This is a genomic window from Lentisphaera araneosa HTCC2155, from assembly GCF_000170755.1.
GTDB lineage: Bacteria > Verrucomicrobiota > Lentisphaeria > Lentisphaerales > Lentisphaeraceae > Lentisphaera > Lentisphaera araneosa.
Window position 1 is genome coordinate 62827 of sequence record NZ_ABCK01000011.1, and the last position, 21244, is coordinate 84070.

Below are 21244 nucleotides of genomic sequence, written 5' to 3' on the forward strand. Positions count from 1 at the left end.
AAGAAATTCACAAAAACTTTTTAATTGAAGCTAAGAATTACATATTAAGTTTATGAGTTTAATTGTAATCATCACTTCGAGCCTACTTGCGTTTTATCTCGCGAAAACTGTTTATGCTCGTAAAGCAACTCAACTCACTCGCCATAATGCCTTCCACAAAAATATTGCTGGCTTTATTTTTTTCATCATCATTGCTATGCTTGGATTTGTGCTTAGGGTTTTATCTCTTAAGTATGAGTACGCCTATAAACTGCCTCTATACCCTCAAGCTTACGCTATTGAAATCTTTCTTTTTGGGCTCAATTCCCTTGTCGTATATTCATCAACGTTCCTTTTCTTAATTACCCTCAAGGAGAAGCAAGATCGTTTAAGTACAAGTTTAGCCGTATTATTTATTTATATGTCACTCAATAGTATTTATCTCTATCACACGCGAAGTCCGCAAATAAAAGAACGTCAATTAAATGGAGTGATTCTTCAAAGCGACCCCATGAGTTGTGCTGCTGCTTCACTTGCCAATATTAGTCATTACTTTCAAATGCCTCAAAGCGAACGCACTTGTGTAAATGCCATTGGAACGAGCGTGCAAGGCAGTTCTCCTGCGCAAATAGTTCTCGGTGCACGTAAGTTGGACTTTGAAGCGAAAATCGTTCATAATAAAACTGTCGAAGCAATTATCTTCCCAGCGATACTTTTTGTCGATGCACCTTTAGGAAAAGAAAAGCACGCCTTAGTTATCATGAATAAGGTCAATGAGTTTTATGAAATTTGGGACCCTGACAAAGGAAGGGTTTACTGGAGTGCGGAGTATTTAGGCTCGCGTTGGCATGGAAATGGAATTGAGATCAGCCCCAAAACCTAAGCTTGCATTACAGCTAATTAAGATATTCATTAAAAAAAATACTTATAAATCATATTTTAATGTTATATGACCAATTGAGCTTACGTACTGGAGTTATTAAAACCTCAATTGTACACGGAGTTAAAATGAAAAAGTTTTCTTTGGTTGAATTATTAGTCGTGATCGCCATCATCTCGATCCTCTCTTCCTTGCTTTTACCTTCTCTCAGCAAGGCTCGCAAAACTGCCAAGATGACTCAATGCCTCAGCTCGGCTCGCCAACTCAGCATCTCAATCACTATGTATAACGAAGATAACGACAGCTATTTCCCTGCCGCTTATGGCAACTATGGCTGGGATGATCTCGTTGCATCTTATTACGGCCTGCAATGGACCGACGATGAAATAGCAGAAAATGGCATGTCGAATGTCAACTATAGCTATACAAAGCTGCAATGCCCTTCAGACGATGTCGCTTCAGCTGCGGCAAGTAAATTTAGAAAATCCTACATCATTAATGATTATAAATCCTCAGGAAATTGGAATGTTGGAGTCAGTGGGCGTGAAAAAACTGGTAGCGCCAACCCTGCCCAAGATCGAGTTGCTGAATCAATTAAAGTAACTGAAGTGACTAAGGCAAATAAAACCATTGTTCTGGGCGAACATTGGAATAAGTGGAACCTCGTCGGAAGCGGTGGTGATCAATCCCATGGCACTACAGGATATTTTTATCGCGAGTTCATTTTTAATCCAACGAGTGTTGCGGGCCTCAAAGTCAGTAACCACTTCGATAAAGGCATCAGTAACTTCTCTATGGTGGATGGCAGTGCCAAAAAAATGAATTCTTATCAAGTGCTCGAAGGATCCGCCATCAGTTCTACATTGAGTAACTACCGAGGTTCATGGTTCGATAGTGCTCAGTAACCCAATTAATGCTTCTTAGATTTTTTCTTTGACTTATTTTTCTTCTCTAAACGCTTTTGCGTAGAGCGCAAACCTTGCTTCCTGTAGTTGCCAATTGATGCTTCTATCGCCAGCATTTTGTCGTGAAGTTCTTTGGCTTTCTCAGGCATTTGCTTACTGAGGTCATTTTGCTCACCTAGATCATTTTCTAAATCATAAAGCTCAAGCGATCCTTCATCAAACCACTCGTGAATTTTGTATTTCCCTTCTGTGTAAGCCATACCACGAGTGTCTCCGGTGCTATCTGGACGAGCCGTATGCGAATACCAGAACATTCCATCTCGCTGATAACCTTCACCCTTTAAGGCTTTGAGGTAACTTCTTCCATCTATATGCTGCTCTGGCTTTAGTTTTAAACCCGCCATTTCTAACATTGTGGGGTAGTGATCCGTGCCGATTGTTTGTACCGTACTAACTGTGCCAGCTTTAACTTTACCAGGCCACTTCACAATATGAGGCACACGAATACCACCTTCATAAGTCCAGCCTTTACCTTGACGATAAGGTGCATTAGTCGTTGCTAATGGGCGTTTGTTATTAAGGCCTCTCGATGACAAGCCACCGTGGTCAGCCGATAAAATAATAACGGTGTTATCATCGATCTTTAGATCTTTTAAAGTTTGCATAATCTTACCCAAACTCGTATCTACACTTTCAATTAAAGCCGCATAATGAGGGTTATTTTGAATGGTTTTATGCATACCCGTTTTATCTCGAACGATATCGGCATCATCGCTATGACCACCTTCACTCAAGCCCATTTTTTTGAGCTTCTTGCGATATTTCTCTACTAAGTCAGGACGACCTTCGAGTGGGGTGTGGACCGCATAATGCGCCATCACTAGCAAAAATGGTTTATCTGCTTTTGATTTAATAAATTCGCAAGCTTCATCACGCAAGATATCTGTTAGGTAATCCCCTTCTTTACCTTTTACAGGATTCTCTACACTGTGACCTTTTTCCACCGGAAATGGGTAAAAGAAGCTTTTTGTCGCACCCGCATGACCAGTGTGAACAATGTGATCGAAACCTTGCTTACTAGGGTCTTGTCCCTTGTGGCCTAAGTGCCATTTGCCAATATAGGAAGTCTCGTAGCCCTCCTCTTTCAAAGCTTCACCAAAAGTGACTTCTTCAAAAGGCAAATGTTGTTTGGGATAAGGCTGAACATCAAAACGACTTGGGTATTTCCCCGTGAGTAATGCTTGACGAGCCGGCAAACATCTTGGGAAAGCCGTGTAAGCGTTGGTAAACTTCACACCATCAGCCGCTAATTGATCCATATGGGGTGTTTCGTAAAAGGTGCTGCCATTACAAGAAAGGTCGTTTACGCCAAAGTCATCGACGTAAAATAAAATTATATTGGGTTTTTCTGCTCCAAAAAGAGTCAAAGTAAAAAGTAATACGCCTAAAATCTTCATCATTGTAAAGTGATCCTGTATATTTTTTATCATTCGACAATCATAATAGCTGAGCATCGAATTATGTTGACAGCTTAAAATAGATTTCCATCGGAATAAAAATAAATTTTTCTTTGTAAATCATGTCAAATAATACCTAGCCACAGATATAGAAAGGTAAACGGAACATTCGGAACTCACTATGATAAAACGCTCTCTCTTTTGTACACTCTTTACATTTACAATTTTAGCCGCTGAAAAACCCAATGTATTATTTATTGCCGTGGATGATTTAAAGCCCGAGCTAGGAGCCTATGGTAATACTCAAGTTAAAAGCCCGAACATCGATAAACTCGCTTCGCGTTCAAGTGTTTTCACTAATGCTCATTGTCAATGGGCCGTTTGTGGCCCATCACGCGCCAGTTTAATGACGGGGCTTTACCCGGAAAGTACTGGTGTCATGGATTTAAAAACTCCCATGCGTTCAGTTAACCCAGATGTTCTCACCCTGCCGCAACACTTTAAAAACTCTGGTTATTTCACTGCGGCTACAGGCAAGATATATGATCCTCGTTGTGTTGATGGCCGTACTAAAGATGATGCCCCTTCATGGAGCACCCCCTACAAAACACTCAATTACGGAAAAGTTAAGCTCAAGGATGGCAAGCATTTTGCGAAGGCTCCCGAACTCAATGACGAAGACTTGACTGATGGACAAATCCTCTTGAATGGCCTCGATTTACTCGAACAAGCACAGAATCAGGATAAACCGTTCTTTGTTGCCGTGGGGTTCAAAAAACCACACTTGCCTTTTGTAGCTCCAAAAAAGTATTGGGACCTCTACGATCGTGAACGACTCACTCTCCCTAGTTTTCTAGATAAAGCCCAAGGTGCGAGTGACTATGGTTGGCATGATAGTAATGAACTTCGTAGTTATGATGGCATTCCCAAGAAAGGCCCCATAGCGATTGAGCTTCAAAAAGAAGCTTATCATGGCTACTTAGCCTGTGTTTCTTATATCGATGCCTTGGTTGGCCGCTTGATCCAAGATTTGGAAAAACGCAATCTAGCCGACAATACCATCATCGTTTTGTGGGGTGACCATGGCTTCCACCTTGGCGATCATAACATGTGGGGAAAACACACGAACTTAGAACAAGCCACGCGTTCGCCGCTGATCATTTCGCTTCCTAAGCAAAAAGCTCAAAAAAGCCACACTCCTGCGGGGCTCATCGATATCTTCCCCACACTATGTGAAGCTGCGGGTCTTGAAGTGCCAGAAGTTGTCCAAGGCACCAGTCTTTTCCCCGTCATCAACGGTGAAAAAGATCAACACAAAAATGGGGCGATTAGTTTCTTTAAAAGCAAAGGCGCTAAAGGCTATTCCTACCGCACCAAGCGCTATCGCTATATTGAGTGGAGCAAAGGAAATAAAGTTGAGGCTATCGAACTTTATGATTACGAAAACGATCCCCAAGAAAAGATCAACCTAGCTACACAGCAGGAATCAAAGGAACTTATTAGAACTCTTAGCCAAGCCCTCCGTGAAGATGGCAAGGGCTGCCAACTGATGTTCAAAGTCAAATAATATGCCTAAAACTCGCTCACATACTCGAAAAAGACAAGAAAAACCAAAACAGAGTTCTTTTTCACTTTTACTCAAAATTTTCATGATCCTAGGACTGAGTACTTTTATTTTAGTCTGCATTTTTTGGAATTCTGGACAAAAGGTCGATGTATCTGAGCTACAAATTGCCGACATCCCCTACAGTGAAGTGGGTTCTGAAGTTAAAAAACTCCCACAAGAATACAAATCCGTTGCTTACCTCATAAAAAAACAAGAAAAAGCTCCTTGGTTTCAACAGGTAACAAAGCGGGTCGAAGAACATAGGAAATCTGACTTAGTTCTTGTTTTAAAGGATTCACAAGGCAATAGCATCGCCCATACGGATGTAAAAATCAATCTGGAAAGTCATGACTTTCACCATGGGGGCATCATGAGTATTTGGCAATTTAGCGGGGTCCGCAAATCCACGAAGCCCTATATTGACCCCAAGATTTACCGTTCGAAGTTTCTTGATTTATTTAATGCCACAGGCTTTAACAATGCTTTTAAACCAAAACTAGAAAAAAGTCATGCCGAACACCTTCCAAAAGCGATCCAATGGGCGAAAGAAAATAAGATCCCACTTCGTGGTCACACCTTAATTTGGCCAGGAGAAAAACATCTTCCCAAGGAAGTTCTCGAACACAAAGATAATAAAACTAAATTACGTAAAGCCTGTAATGACATGATCCGTAGATGGGCAAAAAAATGGGACCTCTATGAATGGGATGTGATTAATGAACCGAGGGCTAATCACATGGTTCAAGATAAATTGGGCAAGAGCGAAGAAGCCAAATGGTTTAAACTCGCTAAGCAAGCCGCAAAAAACCCTAATGTTAAGCTCTACCTCAACGAATACCAAATCGTCTCTGGCGTTAAAGATTCATTCAAAGATAGCTACGAAAAGAATGTTCAAGACCTGCTAGATCAAGGAACCCCACTCCACGGCCTAGGAATACAAAGTCGATTCAAGTTCGATATTAGTCCTGAACAAATATACAAAAATTTAAATCGGCTCAACAAATTCAACTTGCCCATCAAAGGCACTGAATTTGAAGTCGTGGATCTCAAACGCAAGCTAAGCGATCAACAACGCGCAGAGATCACCTTCCAAGTGGCGAGTACTTATTTCAGTCACAAACTGGTCAAGGGACTGTACGTTTGGACTATATTTCAATCCTCAAAGACAGCGATGTTAAATGGTAAACCGAGTTGGGGCTACTCGTCTTTTATGATTAATGCCGATGGCTCGTTAAACGCTAATGGTCTCGTATGGAAATACCTCTTCAAAACACTTTGGACCACCAAAGCTTCAGTCAAAACAAATGAATTAGGCATTGCCAAAATCAAGGTATTTAAAGGGCGTTACAAAGTAAGTTTCACCCACCAAGGAAAGAAAGTCAACAAAACTATCCAGCTCGACAAAAACAAAATTATTGAAATTAAACTCTAGGAAATGAATATGAAGTTTTTTCTAAGCCTCGCATTTATCCTCTGCCCATTACTCTGGGCCGAAAAAACAATCCCCGCTTCTAAAATGACCTATACCATACGAGGAGCACAGTACAGTCAACTGACTCAGCAGGGAATGGAATTCCGTCGCTTCCCTCTGGAATTTCAAAAACTCAAGAGTACTCAGCTTGGTTTCAATATGAAAAAAGCTGAAACAAGTTCTGGCGTCAGCATCTCCTTTACCTCAAATAGTTCAAAAATCACCCTTAACTTTGTCGTTCCAAAAGAAGCTGAAAATCGTGGCTCTGACTTTGCTCTCTACATCGGAAGAAAACTGGTTCAAGAGTTCAGTTTCAAAAAAACTCAGCCTATTGTCATTAGCTTTGATAATCCATCGCCCGGAAGTGAAACGACTTATGAATTGGTGCTACCCAGTTTTTCCAATCCCATACTTCAAAACTTCATCATCGATGACAAATCATCATTAAAAGCAGATAAAAGCAAACAAAAAAAGAAGTATTTAGCGATTGGCGACTCCATAAGCCACGGAGTCGGACAAGACTCTAAATCATATAAAACTTACCCCTTCTTACTTTCCAAAAGACTCGACCTACAAATATATAACCTCGCTGTTGGAGGAGGTAAAATCTCCCCAGCCTTATCAAAGCGTTTAAAGGATTTTAACAACGTAAAGCTAATGACAATTTTGATTGGCTATAACGACCTTAAATTTCAGGGTAAAACAGTGAAACAATATATTGAAGCTTATGACCAGTTCCTCAACGAAGCACGATCCGCCCACCCACATACTAAAATCATCTGCATAAGTTTACTCTACACAAAAACAAAAGAGTCGTCAAAAACCAAAATAACTCCCGATGAATACCGAGTGGCTCTTGAACAACTTGTCGCTCAGAAACGTCAAGAAGGTGATAAAAACTTACATTTTATTGCCGGCGAGAGCATTACTTCAGTCAAAAATTTACGTCCCGATTCACCTGACCCAGTGCATTTGGGTATCTATGGGGCATCCAACTTCGCCCGCGAACTCGAAAAACAGATTGCTCCTTTACTTGTAAAATAAGTTCAAAAACTCCCGTAAAGCTTTCAAATGAAATAGAATTCATACTCTATCCATATAGGCTCCTTGATGCATAGAAAGTCAGCTCTATAGTAGGCGCAATTTTTTAATCTACTTTATGGAAATCATTATGGCTGGCAATTCATTTGGACAAGCTTTTAGAATTACGACTGCCGGAGAATCACACGGCAAAGGCAATGTTGTGATTATTGACGGATGCCCTCCCGGAATAGAATTCTCTGAGGACGACATTCAACCTGACCTCGATCGTCGTAAACCTGGACAAAGCTCGGTGACAACTCAGCGTAAAGAATCAGATACTGCAACTATACTTTCAGGTGTTTTCGAAGGCAAAACTACAGGTACAAGTATCGCTATTTTCGTACCAAACGAAGATCAACGTAGCCGTGATTACTCAAAGATATTTGATAAATATCGCCCTGGTCATGCTGATTACACTTTTGACAAAAAATATGGTTTACGAGATTATCGTGGCGGTGGACGCTCTTCTGCTCGTGAAACTATTAGTCGTGTTGCCGCAGGTACACTCGCGAAAAAGATTATTGCTGAACACGGTATCAATATCGTTGCTTACGTTAAACAAGTCGGTCATGTGGCTGCTCAAATTGCGGATCCCGCAACAATCACCCTCGAACAAGTGGAAGCAAATATTGTTCGTTGTCCCGATCCCGAAGCTGCTGAAAAAATGATCGACCTTATCAAAGAAGTTCGCAAAGATCAAGACTCTATTGGCGGCCTCTCCGAAATGGTCATCACTGGAGTCCCACCTGGGTTAGGCGAGCCCGTCTTCGATAAGCTCAAAGCCGATTTAAGTAAAGCAATCATGTCGATCCCCGCTGTAACGGCTTTTGAATATGGCGCTGGATTCTCGGTAGTTGAGATGCGCGGATCGCAAAACAACGACCTTTTCGAACCTACAGAAGATGGTGTCCACACTTCCACAAATAACCACGGCGGAATGCTCGGTGGTATCTCCAGTGGAGAAAACATTATTATGCGTGCCGCAGTTAAGCCGACTTCTTCTCTACCAAGAGCTCAAAAATCAGTTAACCAAAGTGGTGAAGCTGTGGAGATCTCAACTGGTGGTCGTCACGACCCATGTCTTCTCCCCCGTTTTGCACCCATCGCAGAATCCATGTGTGCTCTAGTTATTGCCGATCACCTCTTGCGCTGGAGAGCTCAGTGCCCTACACAAACAGGTCCAATTGGAGACGCTCCATAGGATGAAAACCATTTTTATTGACCGCGATGGCTGTGTCAATGTTCGTTTAGTTGGCAACTGGGTCATGACCTGGGATGATTTTGAATTTATGCCTGGAGCTATCTCAGGTATTGCTGCCCTCAAAAAAGCGGGCTACCGCCTGATCCTAGTAACTAACCAACGTTGTATTAACTTAGGCAAGTTTAGCGAAGAAAAACTAAACGCCCTACACGATAAAATGCAAAATGAGCTCAAAAATGAAGGTGGTTTTTTTGATTCAATCTATCACTGTCCTCACGATCGCGATGAAAACTGTGGATGTCGCAAACCAGAGCCAGGTATGCTCCTAAAAGCTGCCGAAGACTTTGGTGATATTGATCTCAGTAAAAGCATCATGCTTGGCGACCAAGAAAGTGACCGTCTCGCTTCTGAAGCTGCTGGAGTTGGGAACTTTTACCAAATTTCTTCTGAGCAAACCATTGCTGACGCCGCAAAAACCATCCTTGCTCCTTAAGTCATAACACTCCCAGTAAATTAGAGATACATTAATATTATCATGTTAGGAAATTTTTACATATCTGGTTTTTTTCGCCTCAATGACCAACTTGCCTTTGCACGTGTTTCTGACGATGTATTGGGACGCCCTCAGTTGAAATTCTGGGTATGGGGTGTTAGCCCTTGGCATAACGAGACAAACCCTCGACTACTGCAAGTCAATAATCATGAGCACTGGAGTTTAGAACCCTGCTTAAGTTTGACCATGGACATCAAAGAAGGCATTACTCTTTATGCTATTGCTGGCAGTGAGTATGAAGCTCTTGAATCATGGACACCTAGCCAGCTCTCCAATATCTACTCCGACTGGTCATACATTGGCTATGAAGAAATGTATGAAAAACACCAAAGTGACCCCGCCTCTATCATAGATTTATTGGTCCCTCTTCTCCAACCCCTTTTACGCTTCAGCCAGTTAAGTAATTTAAATGACTTAGACCCAAAAGGCATGGAACTCATGGAACACAGAAAAGCAGCCAAAGCGACTCACAAATCGCAAAGCTTAAAAGAAGACACCGAACAACTCGGTTTTTTTGAATTCTTCCCCTATGAAGGCAACGGCTTTGAGTCAATCCAACTCGATCATAAAAAACTTCAAAAGAAATATACAGAAGGCAAGATGCACCAAATCATCAAATCACCTCCTGTCTATATTACCTATAGAGAAGGTGCCTTTGATGTCCCTGAGCAAGTATTTGTTTACCGCAAACGCGGTAAGTGGTTCATGTACAACCTCGAGGGTCTAGAGGAAATCGCTGGCCCCTTCCGTAGCAGAAACGCTATTGGAGAAATTATTAGAGATTACCACGCTTAGATTTATTCGAAAAATTCGGGATAAATTTTTGCCAACTCTGCACTAATCTCTTTAGTTCCCTTCTCTCCTGCATCTAAAAGTTCATTGAGTTCTTGGCGACTGAACACCGCCTCTTCACCCGTCCCTTGAACTTCTACAAAATCACCTTTTGCCGTCATAATCACATTCATGTCGACATCGGCAGCCGAGTCCTCTTTGTAACAAAGATCAAGTAAAGCCTGCCCCTTTACCACGCCAACACTTATAGCCGAGAGTGGCGTTTTTATAATCCCAGAAATATCGACGCCTTGTTCTTCCATTTTTTTCAAAGCATTCATCAAGGCCAGCATGGCTCCATTTATTGAAGCACAACGCGTTCCTCCATCAGCATTTAGCACATCACAATCAATCTGAATTGTGCGGTCTCCAAGTTTATCCAAATCAACTGCTGCTCGCAAAGTCCTACCAATGAGTCTTTGAATCTCAGATGATCTCCCCCCAACTCCCGCTTCTCGTTTTGAACGGGTATGAGTCGCTCCTGGTAGCATGCGGTACTCGGCCGTTAGCCAGCCTCCTGAACCCGAACTTTTCCACCCTGGAAGTCCATCTTTAATATTAACTGTACAAATCACTTCTGTGAGGCCACATGCTGACAAAGCGGAGCCTAGTGAATTCTTAACAAATCCAAGTTCAAATTTAATCTCTCTTAACTGGTCGTTTTGACGTCCATCTACTCTCATTTTAGAATTCCTTTTAAGTTGACTTTTAATCCCCTCAAGGTAAGTTGCGAGGTAAATAAAAAAACACGAAACTCCAATTTTCTTTCACTGATTCCACGTATCTTCTATGAGCATAAAAACATTACTTTCACTTTTTAGCCTTTTTGTGCTTGGACTCAGTTCATGTAAGCAAGAAAAACGGATCGAACAAGACCATTCACAAACCATTAAAAACTATTCAAAAGTTCTTGATTTTTCTGAGCAAAACAAAACTAACGAGCTCCAGGATCAATTAAACGAAATGAATGTTGAGGAAAATTTTCATCTCCAAAAACTACAGAAGCGCCAAGGAGAAGTTCAGCTCATCCTTCGTTGTAATCAATTGCTCAAAGGTAAAAAGTTTAACGAAGCTAAGCAACTCATTGCAATACACATAAAGCAGTTTGGTCTCTCGAAAGCATTAGAAGACACGTCTCGTACTCTCAAAGCTCTAGAGAATTTTGAAAATTTAAAGATCAACCTAGAGAATGATGTAGCTTCTCTTGAAACAATAAAAAAAGTCCAAGCAGAAATGCTTCTTGCTTTCCCAAAAAGCAAAAATCTCAACAACCAAAAAATCCATCAATGGTTTCGAAATCAGAGAGCTATCATTGCTCATAAAAACAATCAAAAAGCTGAAGATTTGCGCATGATTGCTCTTCTGCAAATCGACCAACTTAATGCTCATCTTAAACTCGATAGTAAAAGTGGTGCTGAGATTTACTACCATCAACTCAGTCGCGGAAAGAAAATCTCTACTAAAGAAAGGCAACTCGCCAACAGCATTATCACTCTAACTACCAACCATAAAAGCAAACCTGCTTCAATTAGCGACCTCATTTTGCAGCTTTATAGCAAAGCCCAAAAACAAAGCATAGCCGAAACACTCATTCAACTTAACGAGATCAAAAGTGTTTCAAGTATTGATGCCTCTCTCAAAACTAGAATATTACGAGCTTCTTTATCCGCTCATAATATCGACTCAAAAATGCTGAGTGGTCCACCTCTCTTGACTCCGCCAGCACTTATGGATTTAATAATAAAATCGGAACAACAGGATTAAAAATGCAATTTAAAGACCAAAACGTCATCGTTACTGGTGGCACACGTGGTATTGGCAAAGGTATTGCTGAAAACTTTCTCAAACAAGGCGCGAATGTACTCGTCACCTATAGCGGCAACAAGGCTGCCGCAGATGAATTCTTGACCACCAATGAAGAATACAAAGATAATATTTTCACCGACTGCTTTAATGTAGCTGATGCTTCTGCCTGCGAAGAGTTCTTTGAACGCCTTCCCTTTGAAAAAGTTCACGTACTCGTCAACAACGCAGGAATTCGCAAAGACAATATTGTTGCTATGATGCCAAAAGATGACTGGCAACAAGTTCTCGACATCAACCTTACGGGGACTTTCAACATGTGTAAGGCTGCAGTCATGAAGATGTCACGTCAACGCTATGGTCGTATCGTCAACATTACTTCTCCCTGTTCTCACTTCGGTTTTGCGGGTCAAGCCAACTACGCGGCCTCAAAAGCAGGTCAAATAGGCTTAACTCGCTCACTTTCAAAAGAAGTTGCAAAGAGAAAAATCACTGTGAATTGCATTTCCCCCGGTTTTATCGGAACAGATCTAATTGCAGACCTCCCAGAAAAACTCGTCGATGAATACAAACAGCAAATCCCCATGAAACGCTTTGGCACTGTCGATGAAGTCGCTAATGGCGTGAGCTTCCTTGCATCGGAGCAAGCGAGCTATATCACAGGAACTGTTCTCGAAGTCAGTGGCGGCCTCTAAGCCTAATCATGTTCAAACTTCTTGCATTACTGAGTATAGCTGTATCCTTATGCTCATCCTGCAAAAGCAAGCCTGAGCTTTACGCCAAAACTCTAAAAGACATACCGGAAAGGGCTTACATATACGCTCTTGGTAAAAAAGGTGCACCGGAAGCTCTGTCCTGTAAACTCGCTTGTTTCAGCCACCCAGAAACTGGCAAATCTGTCTCTGTCTTAGGCATGGTGCACATGGCCGACGCTTCGTTTTATGATCAAGTCCACCACATCGGGCTTGATCATGATCTTAGCCTTACAGAAGGCGTCCATGGTCGCCCAAGCCTCTCACCTCATAACTTCATTGTCCAGTACATTAGCTCCTACTTCTCGCGTATAAACTATTACAATGACTTAGTCCCTCAGAATCTTCATCTACAAGATGGAGGTAATGAGCTCAATGCTGATATGAGCTTAAAAGAATTATCGAAAGAAAGCAGCTTGTTCACTTCATTTATGCAATTGCTATCACTGCCTATTATTATAGTAGGTGGTGAAATAAATAATCTTGCCCTTTATACAAAGTACCAGTTAAGCGGCGCCGGCTTAATGGAATCACTCAAATTAAGTGAACTGAGTCGAAATAGAAAATTACTTTTTGGCCATATGAGAAAAGTAGATGATAAAGATCATGCCATTTTACCAGGCATCCTATCTAGCCGCAACCAGAAACTCTTTAATTTATTAGAAGCAGAGTTAAAAAAGGACACCATTCAAAGCATACTGGTCCCATGGGGAGCTGCTCATTCCCCCGAGATTGAGAATGAGCTAATTTCCAAGGGTTTCGTCAAGAATTCTCCTGATCAATGGTTAAAAGCCATTAACTTTCATCCTACAAAAACCCAAAATACAAATCAGTTTTACATCCCCCTCATTGCCTACTTATACAATGATCAAACATCAACAGAGTATTCATTTTTACTCGCCACCATAAAAGGCGTAGAAAAGAAAAACTTTTCCTCTACTTCCCTACTCTGGAGCCTGCTCATGAACAAATCTTCTAGCGACAAGCACTATTATATTTCTGTGCTTCCAAGAGTTTTTGACCGCCCTGTATTTTTCGACTACTCAAAAACAGGTTCACAAAAGCAATTTCGAGCTTTATTCTTCATCAATTATGAATGGCAGTAACATTTTATACTGAAACGTATAGATAAAAGTGGATGTAAAAGCACTTAAAAAACAACTCAACACACATATTTCTTCAGTTTTACCTAGAAAATCTAGGGCTTTCTAAGGCATAAGGCCGTAGGAACTTCTTTTTTCTAAGGAAAGAAATGCTATAATTAGCATAATAATTTTTATCTAGTTAAGACCAAATCAACACGAGAGAACTTTGAGCGATATAGTTGACATACTAAAACAAGTAACTAACTCAATACTTAAGCATGAGCCGACTGCAAAAACCTTGCAGAAAGTGACTGAACTGGTATGTGACAAGTTGCTTTTAGATGTCTGTAGTATCTACACCTACGACAACAAAAAGAAGGTATTAACTTTGCGTGCCAATACTGGTTTTGTTAAAAAAGCCAAAGTTTCCTTTTCCATTAATGAGGGTCTAACGGGACTCGTTTTCAGGGAACAGAACACGATCAACCTCACAAAGCCCATGGCTCACCCAGCATTCACACTGGTGAACTCAATTGGTGAAGAAAAATTTCAATCCTACTTGGGTGTACCAATGATTGACAGTAGCGGCTCAACTCTGGGCTGCTTAGTTATCCAAACTCGATCTAGTGAAATGATTGATGAAAAGGTTGTTGACCTAGCAAACACTTTAGCCTCACAAATGGCCATCCTTGTTTCGCAAGAAGGTCTTCAACGTGTCCTTTCAGATCACACGATTCAGGAACAAGATGAAATCGCTCAAGCCCTCGAAAATGAAGAACCTGATAGTCATAGCGACTTACAACTTGAAGGTTCAGCAGTTTCACCTGGTGTTAGCTATGGTCCAATCCGCATGCTCAATTCACGTGAAATCTGGGACCGCATCGTTTTAGAAACAGGCGATAACCGCCAAATAGAAACAGGACGCTTAGAAGAGGCCATAAAACTTGCCTGCGAAGAAACTGTACACATCCAAGAACGTGCTCAAAAAGTCTTTATCGAAGCCGACGCCTCTATTTTCTTTGCACAGCTGCTTCTACTCGAAGACGAAAATTTCATCAAGGACATGTACTTTGGCATCGATTTTTATAGCTACACTGCAGAGGCTGCAGTTAAGAATACCGTAGAAAAATACATAAAAAAATTCCAAGAAGCTCGCCTTCCACAATTACGTGAACGCGCACTCGACCTCCTCGACGTAGGCATTCGTCTCATACTTCAATTACAGGGACTTGGATTAGAGCAAGAAAGTAGCCAACAAAAGGTTATCCTCGTCGCTCCAGAAATTATGCCTTCTGATCTAGTTAGAATTCCTAATGAAAACATCCTTGCGATTGTTTGTTCTCATGGTGGCACGACTTCACACACTGCTATCCTCTCTCGTTCACTTCAAATCCCAGCTGTTATGGGAGTCAATGATATTGACGAACTCTGCCAAGCTGGAGATAGCTTCTTAGTTAATGGTGACGACGGCTCGATCGTCATTAATCCTGGCGACGAAATTTTAAAAATGTATGCCGAACGCCTTGAAGCAGGTACAATCAACATAGAGTACCCTAGCGTAAACTTCCCTACAATTACCAGGGATGAGATATCCGTCAAAATGCGTGGCAATATCTGCATGGTAAGTGACTTTAAGTTACTCGAAAAAGTACAGCATGATGGCGTCGGTTTATACCGAACTGAATTCATGTTCATGATGCATGAAAACTTCCCGGTAGAAAATGAACAGTATAGAATTTTTCGGCAAGTGGCTAAACTTGGTGAACCCAATTCAGTTGTTATTCGCGCCCTTGATATTGGAGGAGATAAGCCTCTAGCTTACTTTGATCACGGAACTGAAGATGACCCAATGCTCGGCTACCGATCCATACGTATCCTCCTTGAACACCCTGATATTTTCATTCCTCATTTGCGTGCCATGTTGCGCGCTGCCCAGCGTGGAAATATGAAAATTCTCTTTCCAATGATTGCGCATTATGAAGATGTTTTGGCACTCAAAAAAGTCATCAAAAAACAAGTTGCTGAACTAAGAAAAATCTATGGACGTAAATTCACTGTTCCACCCTTAGGAGCTATGATTGAAATGCCTTCAGCTGTTTGCCAGCTTAAGGAAATGCTTGACTACTTTGATTTTGTCAGCATTGGAACCAACGATCTCGTCCAATACTTTTTTGCTGTGGATCGAGGAAATAAAAAAGTATCTCGTTACTTCTGCCCCATGCACCCATTAATTTTACGCGTACTCAAAAAAATAATCGATACCTGTGACAGTAGAGAAAAACCAGTTTCTATCTGTGGTGAAATTGCCAGCAACCCCTTAGCGACTCCGATACTGATCGGAATTGGCTTAATTGACTTTTCCATGACCCCCATGCAAATCGGAAAAATAAAACACTTGACTTCACAACTCGACTCAAAGAAATGCGCTAAATTAGCCCAGAAAGCTTTGAAATGTACGACTCAACAGGAAGTCATTGACTTAGTAAAAGCCTTCTATAAAAAAGAGCAGATTTCCATAGAGACCTAATATGAATATTATACTAATTGGCTTCATGGCCAGTGGGAAAAGCTCTCTTGGAAGATACATGGCCACGCGAACAAAACGACAAGTGATTGACCTTGATCACGAGATTGAAGAAAAAGCTCAAATGAGTATCCCAAAAATCTTTGAAACCGTGGGGGAAAAAGCTTTTCGAGATCTAGAAAGCTACGTCACTAAGCTCTGCAAAAATTACCATAATACTATTGTTGCGACTGGCGGTGGCTGCATACTTCGCAAAGAAAACCGTGATGCACTCAAACAAGCAGGCTTAGTTGTCTGGCTTAACACATCACCAGAAAATGTACAAAAATACACGGCAAAACGCAGTAATCGCCCCTTACTAAAGGGAGAGAAGAGCTTAGAAGAGATCGAAAGTATGATGAAAGCTCGAGAAGAATTCTACGCCGACGCCAGCCACTTAAAAATAGACGTCTTTAAACATAATCTAGAAGAAATTTTTGAGATTATCCAAGCTTATAAGGATCAATTCTTAGCACAAGAATACGCGAAAGAATAAAGAAACACCTATGGATATAGCGAAGCCTTCACTCGACATCATCGCCTCACAATCAGCTATTATTTTCCCAGGAATTAAAGCTCGAATTTATATCCCTAAAAAATATAACACCACAATAACGAGACTGCTCGATTCCCCTGGGAAATTCATCCTTGCCTACCCAAAAGAAGACGAAGAAAACACCGCATACAGCACAGCCAGTCTCGTATGCATAGAGGACTTCAATTTACAAAGCTCAGGAGTTTGGGAACTTATTATAAAAGCTTACGAGCGCATTCATCTACTAGCTCATGTGAACCCCATGGATTTACCTTTAACTACCCAAGACTATCAAATCATTAATTACGTGGATGAGGAGTTCATTTTACAGGAGGAAGAAATAGAAATCAAAAAAGCCCTTCAGGTCAAAATAAAAAAAAACTTTCCAAAAATGCCACATGAGCTCTATAGCGAACTGATGGAAAACTTTTCTATCTCTAAGTTTCTTCACTATCTTTGCTTTAGTTCCCCCAAAAGCAAGGACGCCAAAATTGAGCTCCTTCAATATAATTCATTGTATGAACTCTACCAAAAACTCATTGATGGTTTTATGAAGTAAAGATTACACGCTATTCAACTTGTGTACTACCCCGGGGCTTTGACGCAATTTCATTCATATGACTTAAAAAATCCTCTGGTAAATCAATCAATCGCGTATTGTTTTGCCTCTGATGAATTGGCAAGCGTATAGAAAAAACCGTCCCATTCGCATCCGAGGAGAAGCTTATATTCCCTTTGTGGCCTTCAATGATTTTTTTCGAAACAGCTAAGCCTAAACCTGTACCTTCATCCCCTTTACCAGTAAAGAAAACCTCAAAAACTCGAGATTTCATTTCTTCAGGAATGCCTTCACCATTATCTATGACGTCGATTTCTAACAATTGCTCAGACTGAGATAAATCGACACGGAGTTCAATCACGCCACCTTCAGCTCCTTTGTATTTACCCACTATCGCATCTGCGGCATTATTAAGTAAATTCAAAAGAACACGATGAATCGCCATTGAATCAATATCGACAACTAAACTCTTGAAACGAATCTGATCGCTAACTTTTAACTCTATCCCGCGATTCTCAAAGCCTTGCTTTATTAGTTCAACCACTTCAATTATAATTTCGGTTAGTGAATGGGGTTGGATATTGAGGCTAGACTCTTTAGCTAAATTGAGCAAATCCAGCATTAAACCAGATAAGCGTTTATGATTTCTAGAAAGAACTCCCCAAGCATCATTCATTAAACTCGAATCTTCTTCGTCAATGCCCATTCTCATGAGATAAAGACAGCCATCCACACCTGTTAGAATATTTTTGATATAGTGAGATAAACTTGCAGCCGTACTACCTAAAGAAGCCAAACGTTCCGATTCGACTGTACGCTGATTCAAACGTAAACTAAACAAATGACTTGCCGTTGTAAAGACAACTCCCGTTAAAAACTGTAAATCTGCCTCAGTAAAACTTAGTTCATCACCAATAAAAGAAGAACTTAAACAGACGATACCAAGAAGTTCTCTTTCATGGATAAGCGGAGCCACTAAAAACTGCTGATTCCTACCCATGACGACTGATTGTGTTGCATCCTTAATCTCGCGGATGTTATATACACATAGAATTGCCTTAAGATTCATCGACACATAGTTCAAAACTTTTCTACTAACTGGAAACTCTGAACTATCCAAACGCTGATATTGATCATCTATGCCTATTGTAGGAGATAAATATTCATCACTATCATTAAGTAAATAAAGACAAGCCTTTTCAGCATGAGGCACTGATTGTATCAAATAGCGCGAAACCAAGGTGAACAACTCTTCTTCGTCTTGTACACCTTTAATAAGGTCAGTAAGTCCATAAATCGCCGCTAAACGCCTATGCTCAGAAGGGTACATCATTTCATCTTCTGCCATCGACAAATTACGTAAATGCAGAGGATCTATACTATGTAAAATCCTTAAGTTGGATCTTGGATCATTATCTGGAAAATCCACTTCTAAAACAGATGAACCAATGCGAATATGCTGTAAATTTTTTAGCTCATGAGTCCCTGTGATTCGCTCTGTCCCCAACCAAGTCCCATTTGAGCTGTTCAAATCTTCAATCCACCACAATCCATCTTTAGAAAATATTCTAACGTGTGTTCTAGACATTCGTCTATCGGCAACTGGAATACTCGACTCAAGCGCCCTTCCAACTGTCGTACTATCTTTTACCGAAACGCTTTTACCTGCAGATGGACCTGCAATAAAGTGCAACATGACTTCAGTATGACTCACTGAAACTCCTTAAATTCTTAAATTCAGATTAATATAGGCCTAAAATTAATCTAAATGAAAGATCACTTGTCCCAAGTCAGAAAAAGCTTGATATTTTTCCTTCAAAATTCGCTCAAAATCTCTCGAAAAGGCTTTTTTAAAATCTTTGCGCAACTTTTTATCGCGAACTGTACGTACTTTTATCGATAAATAATCGTACTCACCACCTGCTTTAAGGTAATCTCCTATAGCTTTTTGGAGGTAATTAGACGACTTATCAAACAAGTCTTCGATATGATCATAAAATGCCAAGTCCACTAGGGGGGGCATTGAGAGGCTCTTTGAAATTTCATCCAGATACACCTCTATATGAATCGACTGGAATAAATAGCCCCCAGAATCAATTTGTAGGTGCTGAGTATTCCAATCAACTTGATCTGCACTCAGGTTGAGAACAGCTCGAAAGCTTTGATTTGGGATCAACAAGCCTTCCCCCAAACGATAGGGTCTTTTTTCTATTTTACTTAAGCGCAACTCTTCTAAACACAAGGCATGAATAAATGCGTCACTCACATCATCTTTTGCGTAAGCCGCACCATCAATTCTTTGCTCTATGCGCTCATGTAATTTTTGATCAAAAGCCTCATCCAAATCGAGCAACTTATTTTTTATTCTTTCTGATAAGATTGGAGCTTCTTTGTTACAGGACTCGCGAAAATGTGCCGCAACATCGGTCAAACCATTATCTATGAGAACTCTGAAGAGTAAATCATCTAAATCATCTTTTTCGACAAGTTTATTCTTAGCAAAAAAACTCATTGCTAGAAGTATGTCATCTATAATAAATGAGTCGTGAAAACCACACTTTTTAAAACTACTCTCTAAAACGGGTTTATAATCACCTAAATCGAGACTGATAATCTGACCGTTTTCTCCAACGGGAATAAGCTTATTGTTGATCTGAATCATAATCTACAGATTGCATAGACTGAATTGTCTCTATAAACTCTGAAGCATCTTTAAACTCTCTGTAGACCGATGCAAAACGTACATACGCAACTTCGTCGAGACGCTTAAGCTCGATCATAACCATCTCGCCTATTTCGTGAGAGAAGACTTCTCTATCCAAACGATCAGAAACACTCAACTTAATATTTTCTACTGCCTCATTTATTGCATCATCACCCACCGGACGTTTACGCAGAGCAAGTTGAAGACCTTCACGAACCTTTTGTATATTAAAATCTTCCTTTCTTCCTCCTGATTTAATCACCATCAAATCTCCCCGAACCATCTCCTCCTGTGTTGAAAAGCGTGTATTACAAGAGTTGCATTGACGGCGTCGACGCAAAATATTCCTATCTTTCGAGAGGCGAGTTTCTAAAACTTTATTAGATGTATTAGAACATTCTGGACAGCGCATTACTTCTCCTCAAACTCAAGAAAATCAGGCATTAATACACCTTGCCCATCGGGGCCATCTAATTGTTTCAGCTTGAATACTTGTTTACATGATAGGCAATGCAACTCTTTTCCTTTCTGCTCTAAACCCTCTCCAGATTTACATACAGGGCAGTTCAGTAACTCTAATAAATTTGCTTTTAGCTGCACAATAATATTCCTATAAAAATGTATAAATTCATGTAATGAGACAGACACTAACTCGTCCTCAATTATCTTCAATAAGAAACTTTATTTTTCCACTTTAACAACAGTACTTTCCGATTATATTCTTAGCCCCGAAAGTAAGTCATAAACAAGGCACCAGTTAATAGCATTACATGAGCATTCTTAGTCCGCGATTCTACCGCATACAATTCTTTAAAATCCTTCGTTCTGGAGGAACCCCAGAGTATATTGCTCGCTCTGTTTTTTGTGGTGTTTTCTCCGGGCTTACAGTCCCCCTCCTTCAAATCCCGCTAGCCATACTCGTCGCTTGGATCTTCAAAGCAAATAAAACAATTGCTTCACTTGCCACATTTGTTTCCAACCCACTTTCCTACCCCATATTTTGGTTCAGCTCCTTGTATATTGGCTCGTTTTTCATCTCAGGTAATGAGAAATTCTTAGCTGACTGCCAGAAACATTTTTTTGAATTGTCATTTTGGATCAACTTAGATTGGTGGAAATTGGGAGGAAGCACCATCCTCATGTTCATTACAGGCGGAGCTATTCTAGGATTCATTTTAGGCACACTCGCTTATTTCTGGACAAAGAAGAAAGTCATTCAAAAACGCGCCAAGAGACAACAAAACGAACGGGCAAAAAACTTAAAAAAAGAGGTATAA

Annotated in this window: 21 protein-coding genes; 15 read left to right on the forward strand and 6 right to left on the reverse strand. The window is 40.6% G+C overall.

Annotation, left to right across the window (positions count from 1 at the left end):
• Positions 1-52: 52 nt before the first annotated feature.
• Both LNTAR_RS12300 and LNTAR_RS12305 read left to right on the forward strand, forming a co-directional pair.
• Positions 53-862: a cysteine peptidase family C39 domain-containing protein gene (locus LNTAR_RS12300; protein ID WP_007279041.1), complete on the forward strand. Its 810-nt coding sequence runs from the start codon at positions 53-55 to the stop codon at positions 860-862.
• A gap of 125 nt (positions 863-987) precedes the next feature.
• Complete coding sequence (locus LNTAR_RS12305) at positions 988-1764, forward strand: type II secretion system protein (RefSeq protein WP_007279042.1); 777 nt, start codon at positions 988-990, stop codon at positions 1762-1764.
• 5 nt (positions 1765-1769) lie between these two features.
• Here the strand turns inward: LNTAR_RS12305 and LNTAR_RS12310 are convergent, their stop codons facing one another.
• Positions 1770-3224: a sulfatase gene (locus tag LNTAR_RS12310; RefSeq protein WP_007279043.1), complete on the reverse strand. Its 1455-nt coding sequence runs from the start codon at positions 3222-3224 to the stop codon at positions 1770-1772.
• 178 nt (positions 3225-3402) lie between these two features.
• On the opposite strand from LNTAR_RS12310, the gene LNTAR_RS12315 reads away from it, so the two are divergent.
• The 6 genes from LNTAR_RS12315 to LNTAR_RS12340 all read left to right on the forward strand — a co-directional run bounded on the left by LNTAR_RS12315 (position 3403) and on the right by LNTAR_RS12340 (position 9930).
• On the forward strand, positions 3403-4788 hold the full coding sequence (locus tag LNTAR_RS12315) for a sulfatase (protein WP_007279044.1): 1386 nt from the start codon (positions 3403-3405) through the stop codon (positions 4786-4788).
• A gap of 1 nt (position 4789) precedes the next feature.
• The gene (locus tag LNTAR_RS12320; protein WP_007279045.1) at positions 4790-6259 is read left to right on the forward strand and encodes an endo-1,4-beta-xylanase; all 1470 of its coding nucleotides are present in this window, start codon (positions 4790-4792) and stop codon (positions 6257-6259) included.
• A 9-nt stretch (positions 6260-6268) separates the two neighbouring features.
• Complete coding sequence (locus tag LNTAR_RS12325) at positions 6269-7342, forward strand: SGNH/GDSL hydrolase family protein (RefSeq protein WP_007279046.1); 1074 nt, start codon at positions 6269-6271, stop codon at positions 7340-7342.
• A 127-nt stretch (positions 7343-7469) separates the two neighbouring features.
• A complete protein-coding gene (gene aroC, locus LNTAR_RS12330; protein ID WP_007279047.1) occupies positions 7470-8582 on the forward strand; it encodes a chorismate synthase in 1113 nt (370 codons plus the stop codon).
• Between the two features lies 1 nt (position 8583).
• Positions 8584-9075: a D-glycero-alpha-D-manno-heptose-1,7-bisphosphate 7-phosphatase gene (locus tag LNTAR_RS12335; RefSeq protein ID WP_007279048.1), complete on the forward strand. Its 492-nt coding sequence runs from the start codon at positions 8584-8586 to the stop codon at positions 9073-9075.
• A 42-nt stretch (positions 9076-9117) separates the two neighbouring features.
• Positions 9118-9930 carry a hypothetical protein gene (locus LNTAR_RS12340; protein ID WP_007279049.1) on the forward strand — a complete coding sequence of 271 codons (813 nt, stop codon included), beginning with the start codon at positions 9118-9120 and terminating at the stop codon, positions 9928-9930.
• Between the two features lie 2 nt (positions 9931-9932).
• Here the strand turns inward: LNTAR_RS12340 and rph are convergent, their stop codons facing one another.
• Positions 9933-10649, reverse strand: a complete 717-nt coding sequence (gene rph / locus LNTAR_RS12345; RefSeq protein ID WP_007279050.1) for a ribonuclease PH — start codon at positions 10647-10649, stop codon at positions 9933-9935.
• Positions 10650-10755: 106 nt separating this feature from the next.
• Between rph and LNTAR_RS12350 the strand changes: the two genes are divergently transcribed.
• From LNTAR_RS12350 to LNTAR_RS12375, 6 genes are all read left to right on the forward strand, one after another.
• On the forward strand, positions 10756-11730 hold the full coding sequence (locus LNTAR_RS12350) for a hypothetical protein (RefSeq protein WP_007279051.1): 975 nt from the start codon (positions 10756-10758) through the stop codon (positions 11728-11730).
• 2 nt (positions 11731-11732) lie between these two features.
• Entirely contained in the window at positions 11733-12464 is a 732-nt protein-coding gene (gene fabG / locus LNTAR_RS12355) for a 3-oxoacyl-ACP reductase FabG (RefSeq protein ID WP_007279052.1), read from the forward strand.
• A gap of 8 nt (positions 12465-12472) precedes the next feature.
• Complete coding sequence (locus LNTAR_RS12360) at positions 12473-13627, forward strand: hypothetical protein (protein ID WP_007279053.1); 1155 nt, start codon at positions 12473-12475, stop codon at positions 13625-13627.
• A gap of 205 nt (positions 13628-13832) precedes the next feature.
• Complete coding sequence (ptsP, locus tag LNTAR_RS12365; RefSeq protein WP_083800028.1) at positions 13833-16133, forward strand: phosphoenolpyruvate--protein phosphotransferase; 2301 nt, start codon at positions 13833-13835, stop codon at positions 16131-16133.
• A 1-nt stretch (position 16134) separates the two neighbouring features.
• Positions 16135-16665: a shikimate kinase gene (locus LNTAR_RS12370; protein WP_007279055.1), complete on the forward strand. Its 531-nt coding sequence runs from the start codon at positions 16135-16137 to the stop codon at positions 16663-16665.
• Between the two features lie 10 nt (positions 16666-16675).
• Entirely contained in the window at positions 16676-17263 is a 588-nt protein-coding gene (locus LNTAR_RS12375) for an LON peptidase substrate-binding domain-containing protein (RefSeq protein WP_007279056.1), read from the forward strand.
• Between the two features lie 10 nt (positions 17264-17273).
• Here the strand turns inward: LNTAR_RS12375 and LNTAR_RS12380 are convergent, their stop codons facing one another.
• Genes LNTAR_RS12380 through LNTAR_RS12395 form a run of 4 tightly spaced genes read right to left on the reverse strand, consistent with a single transcriptional unit; the run spans position 17274 to position 20567 of the window.
• A complete protein-coding gene (locus LNTAR_RS12380) occupies positions 17274-18977 on the reverse strand; it encodes an ATP-binding protein (protein ID WP_040914840.1) in 1704 nt (567 codons plus the stop codon).
• Positions 18978-19022: 45 nt separating this feature from the next.
• On the reverse strand, positions 19023-19925 hold the full coding sequence (locus tag LNTAR_RS12385; RefSeq protein ID WP_007279058.1) for a hypothetical protein: 903 nt from the start codon (positions 19923-19925) through the stop codon (positions 19023-19025).
• A complete protein-coding gene (nrdR, locus tag LNTAR_RS12390) occupies positions 19906-20379 on the reverse strand; it encodes a transcriptional regulator NrdR (protein ID WP_007279059.1) in 474 nt (157 codons plus the stop codon). Before nrdR ends, LNTAR_RS12385 begins: the two co-directional genes overlap by 20 nt.
• Positions 20379-20567 carry a Trm112 family protein gene (locus LNTAR_RS12395; protein ID WP_007279060.1) on the reverse strand — a complete coding sequence of 63 codons (189 nt, stop codon included), beginning with the start codon at positions 20565-20567 and terminating at the stop codon, positions 20379-20381. The genes nrdR and LNTAR_RS12395 overlap by 1 nt, the downstream gene beginning before the upstream one ends.
• A gap of 170 nt (positions 20568-20737) precedes the next feature.
• On the opposite strand from LNTAR_RS12395, the gene LNTAR_RS25700 reads away from it, so the two are divergent.
• Complete coding sequence (locus LNTAR_RS25700) at positions 20738-21244, forward strand: DUF2062 domain-containing protein (protein ID WP_007279061.1); 507 nt, start codon at positions 20738-20740, stop codon at positions 21242-21244.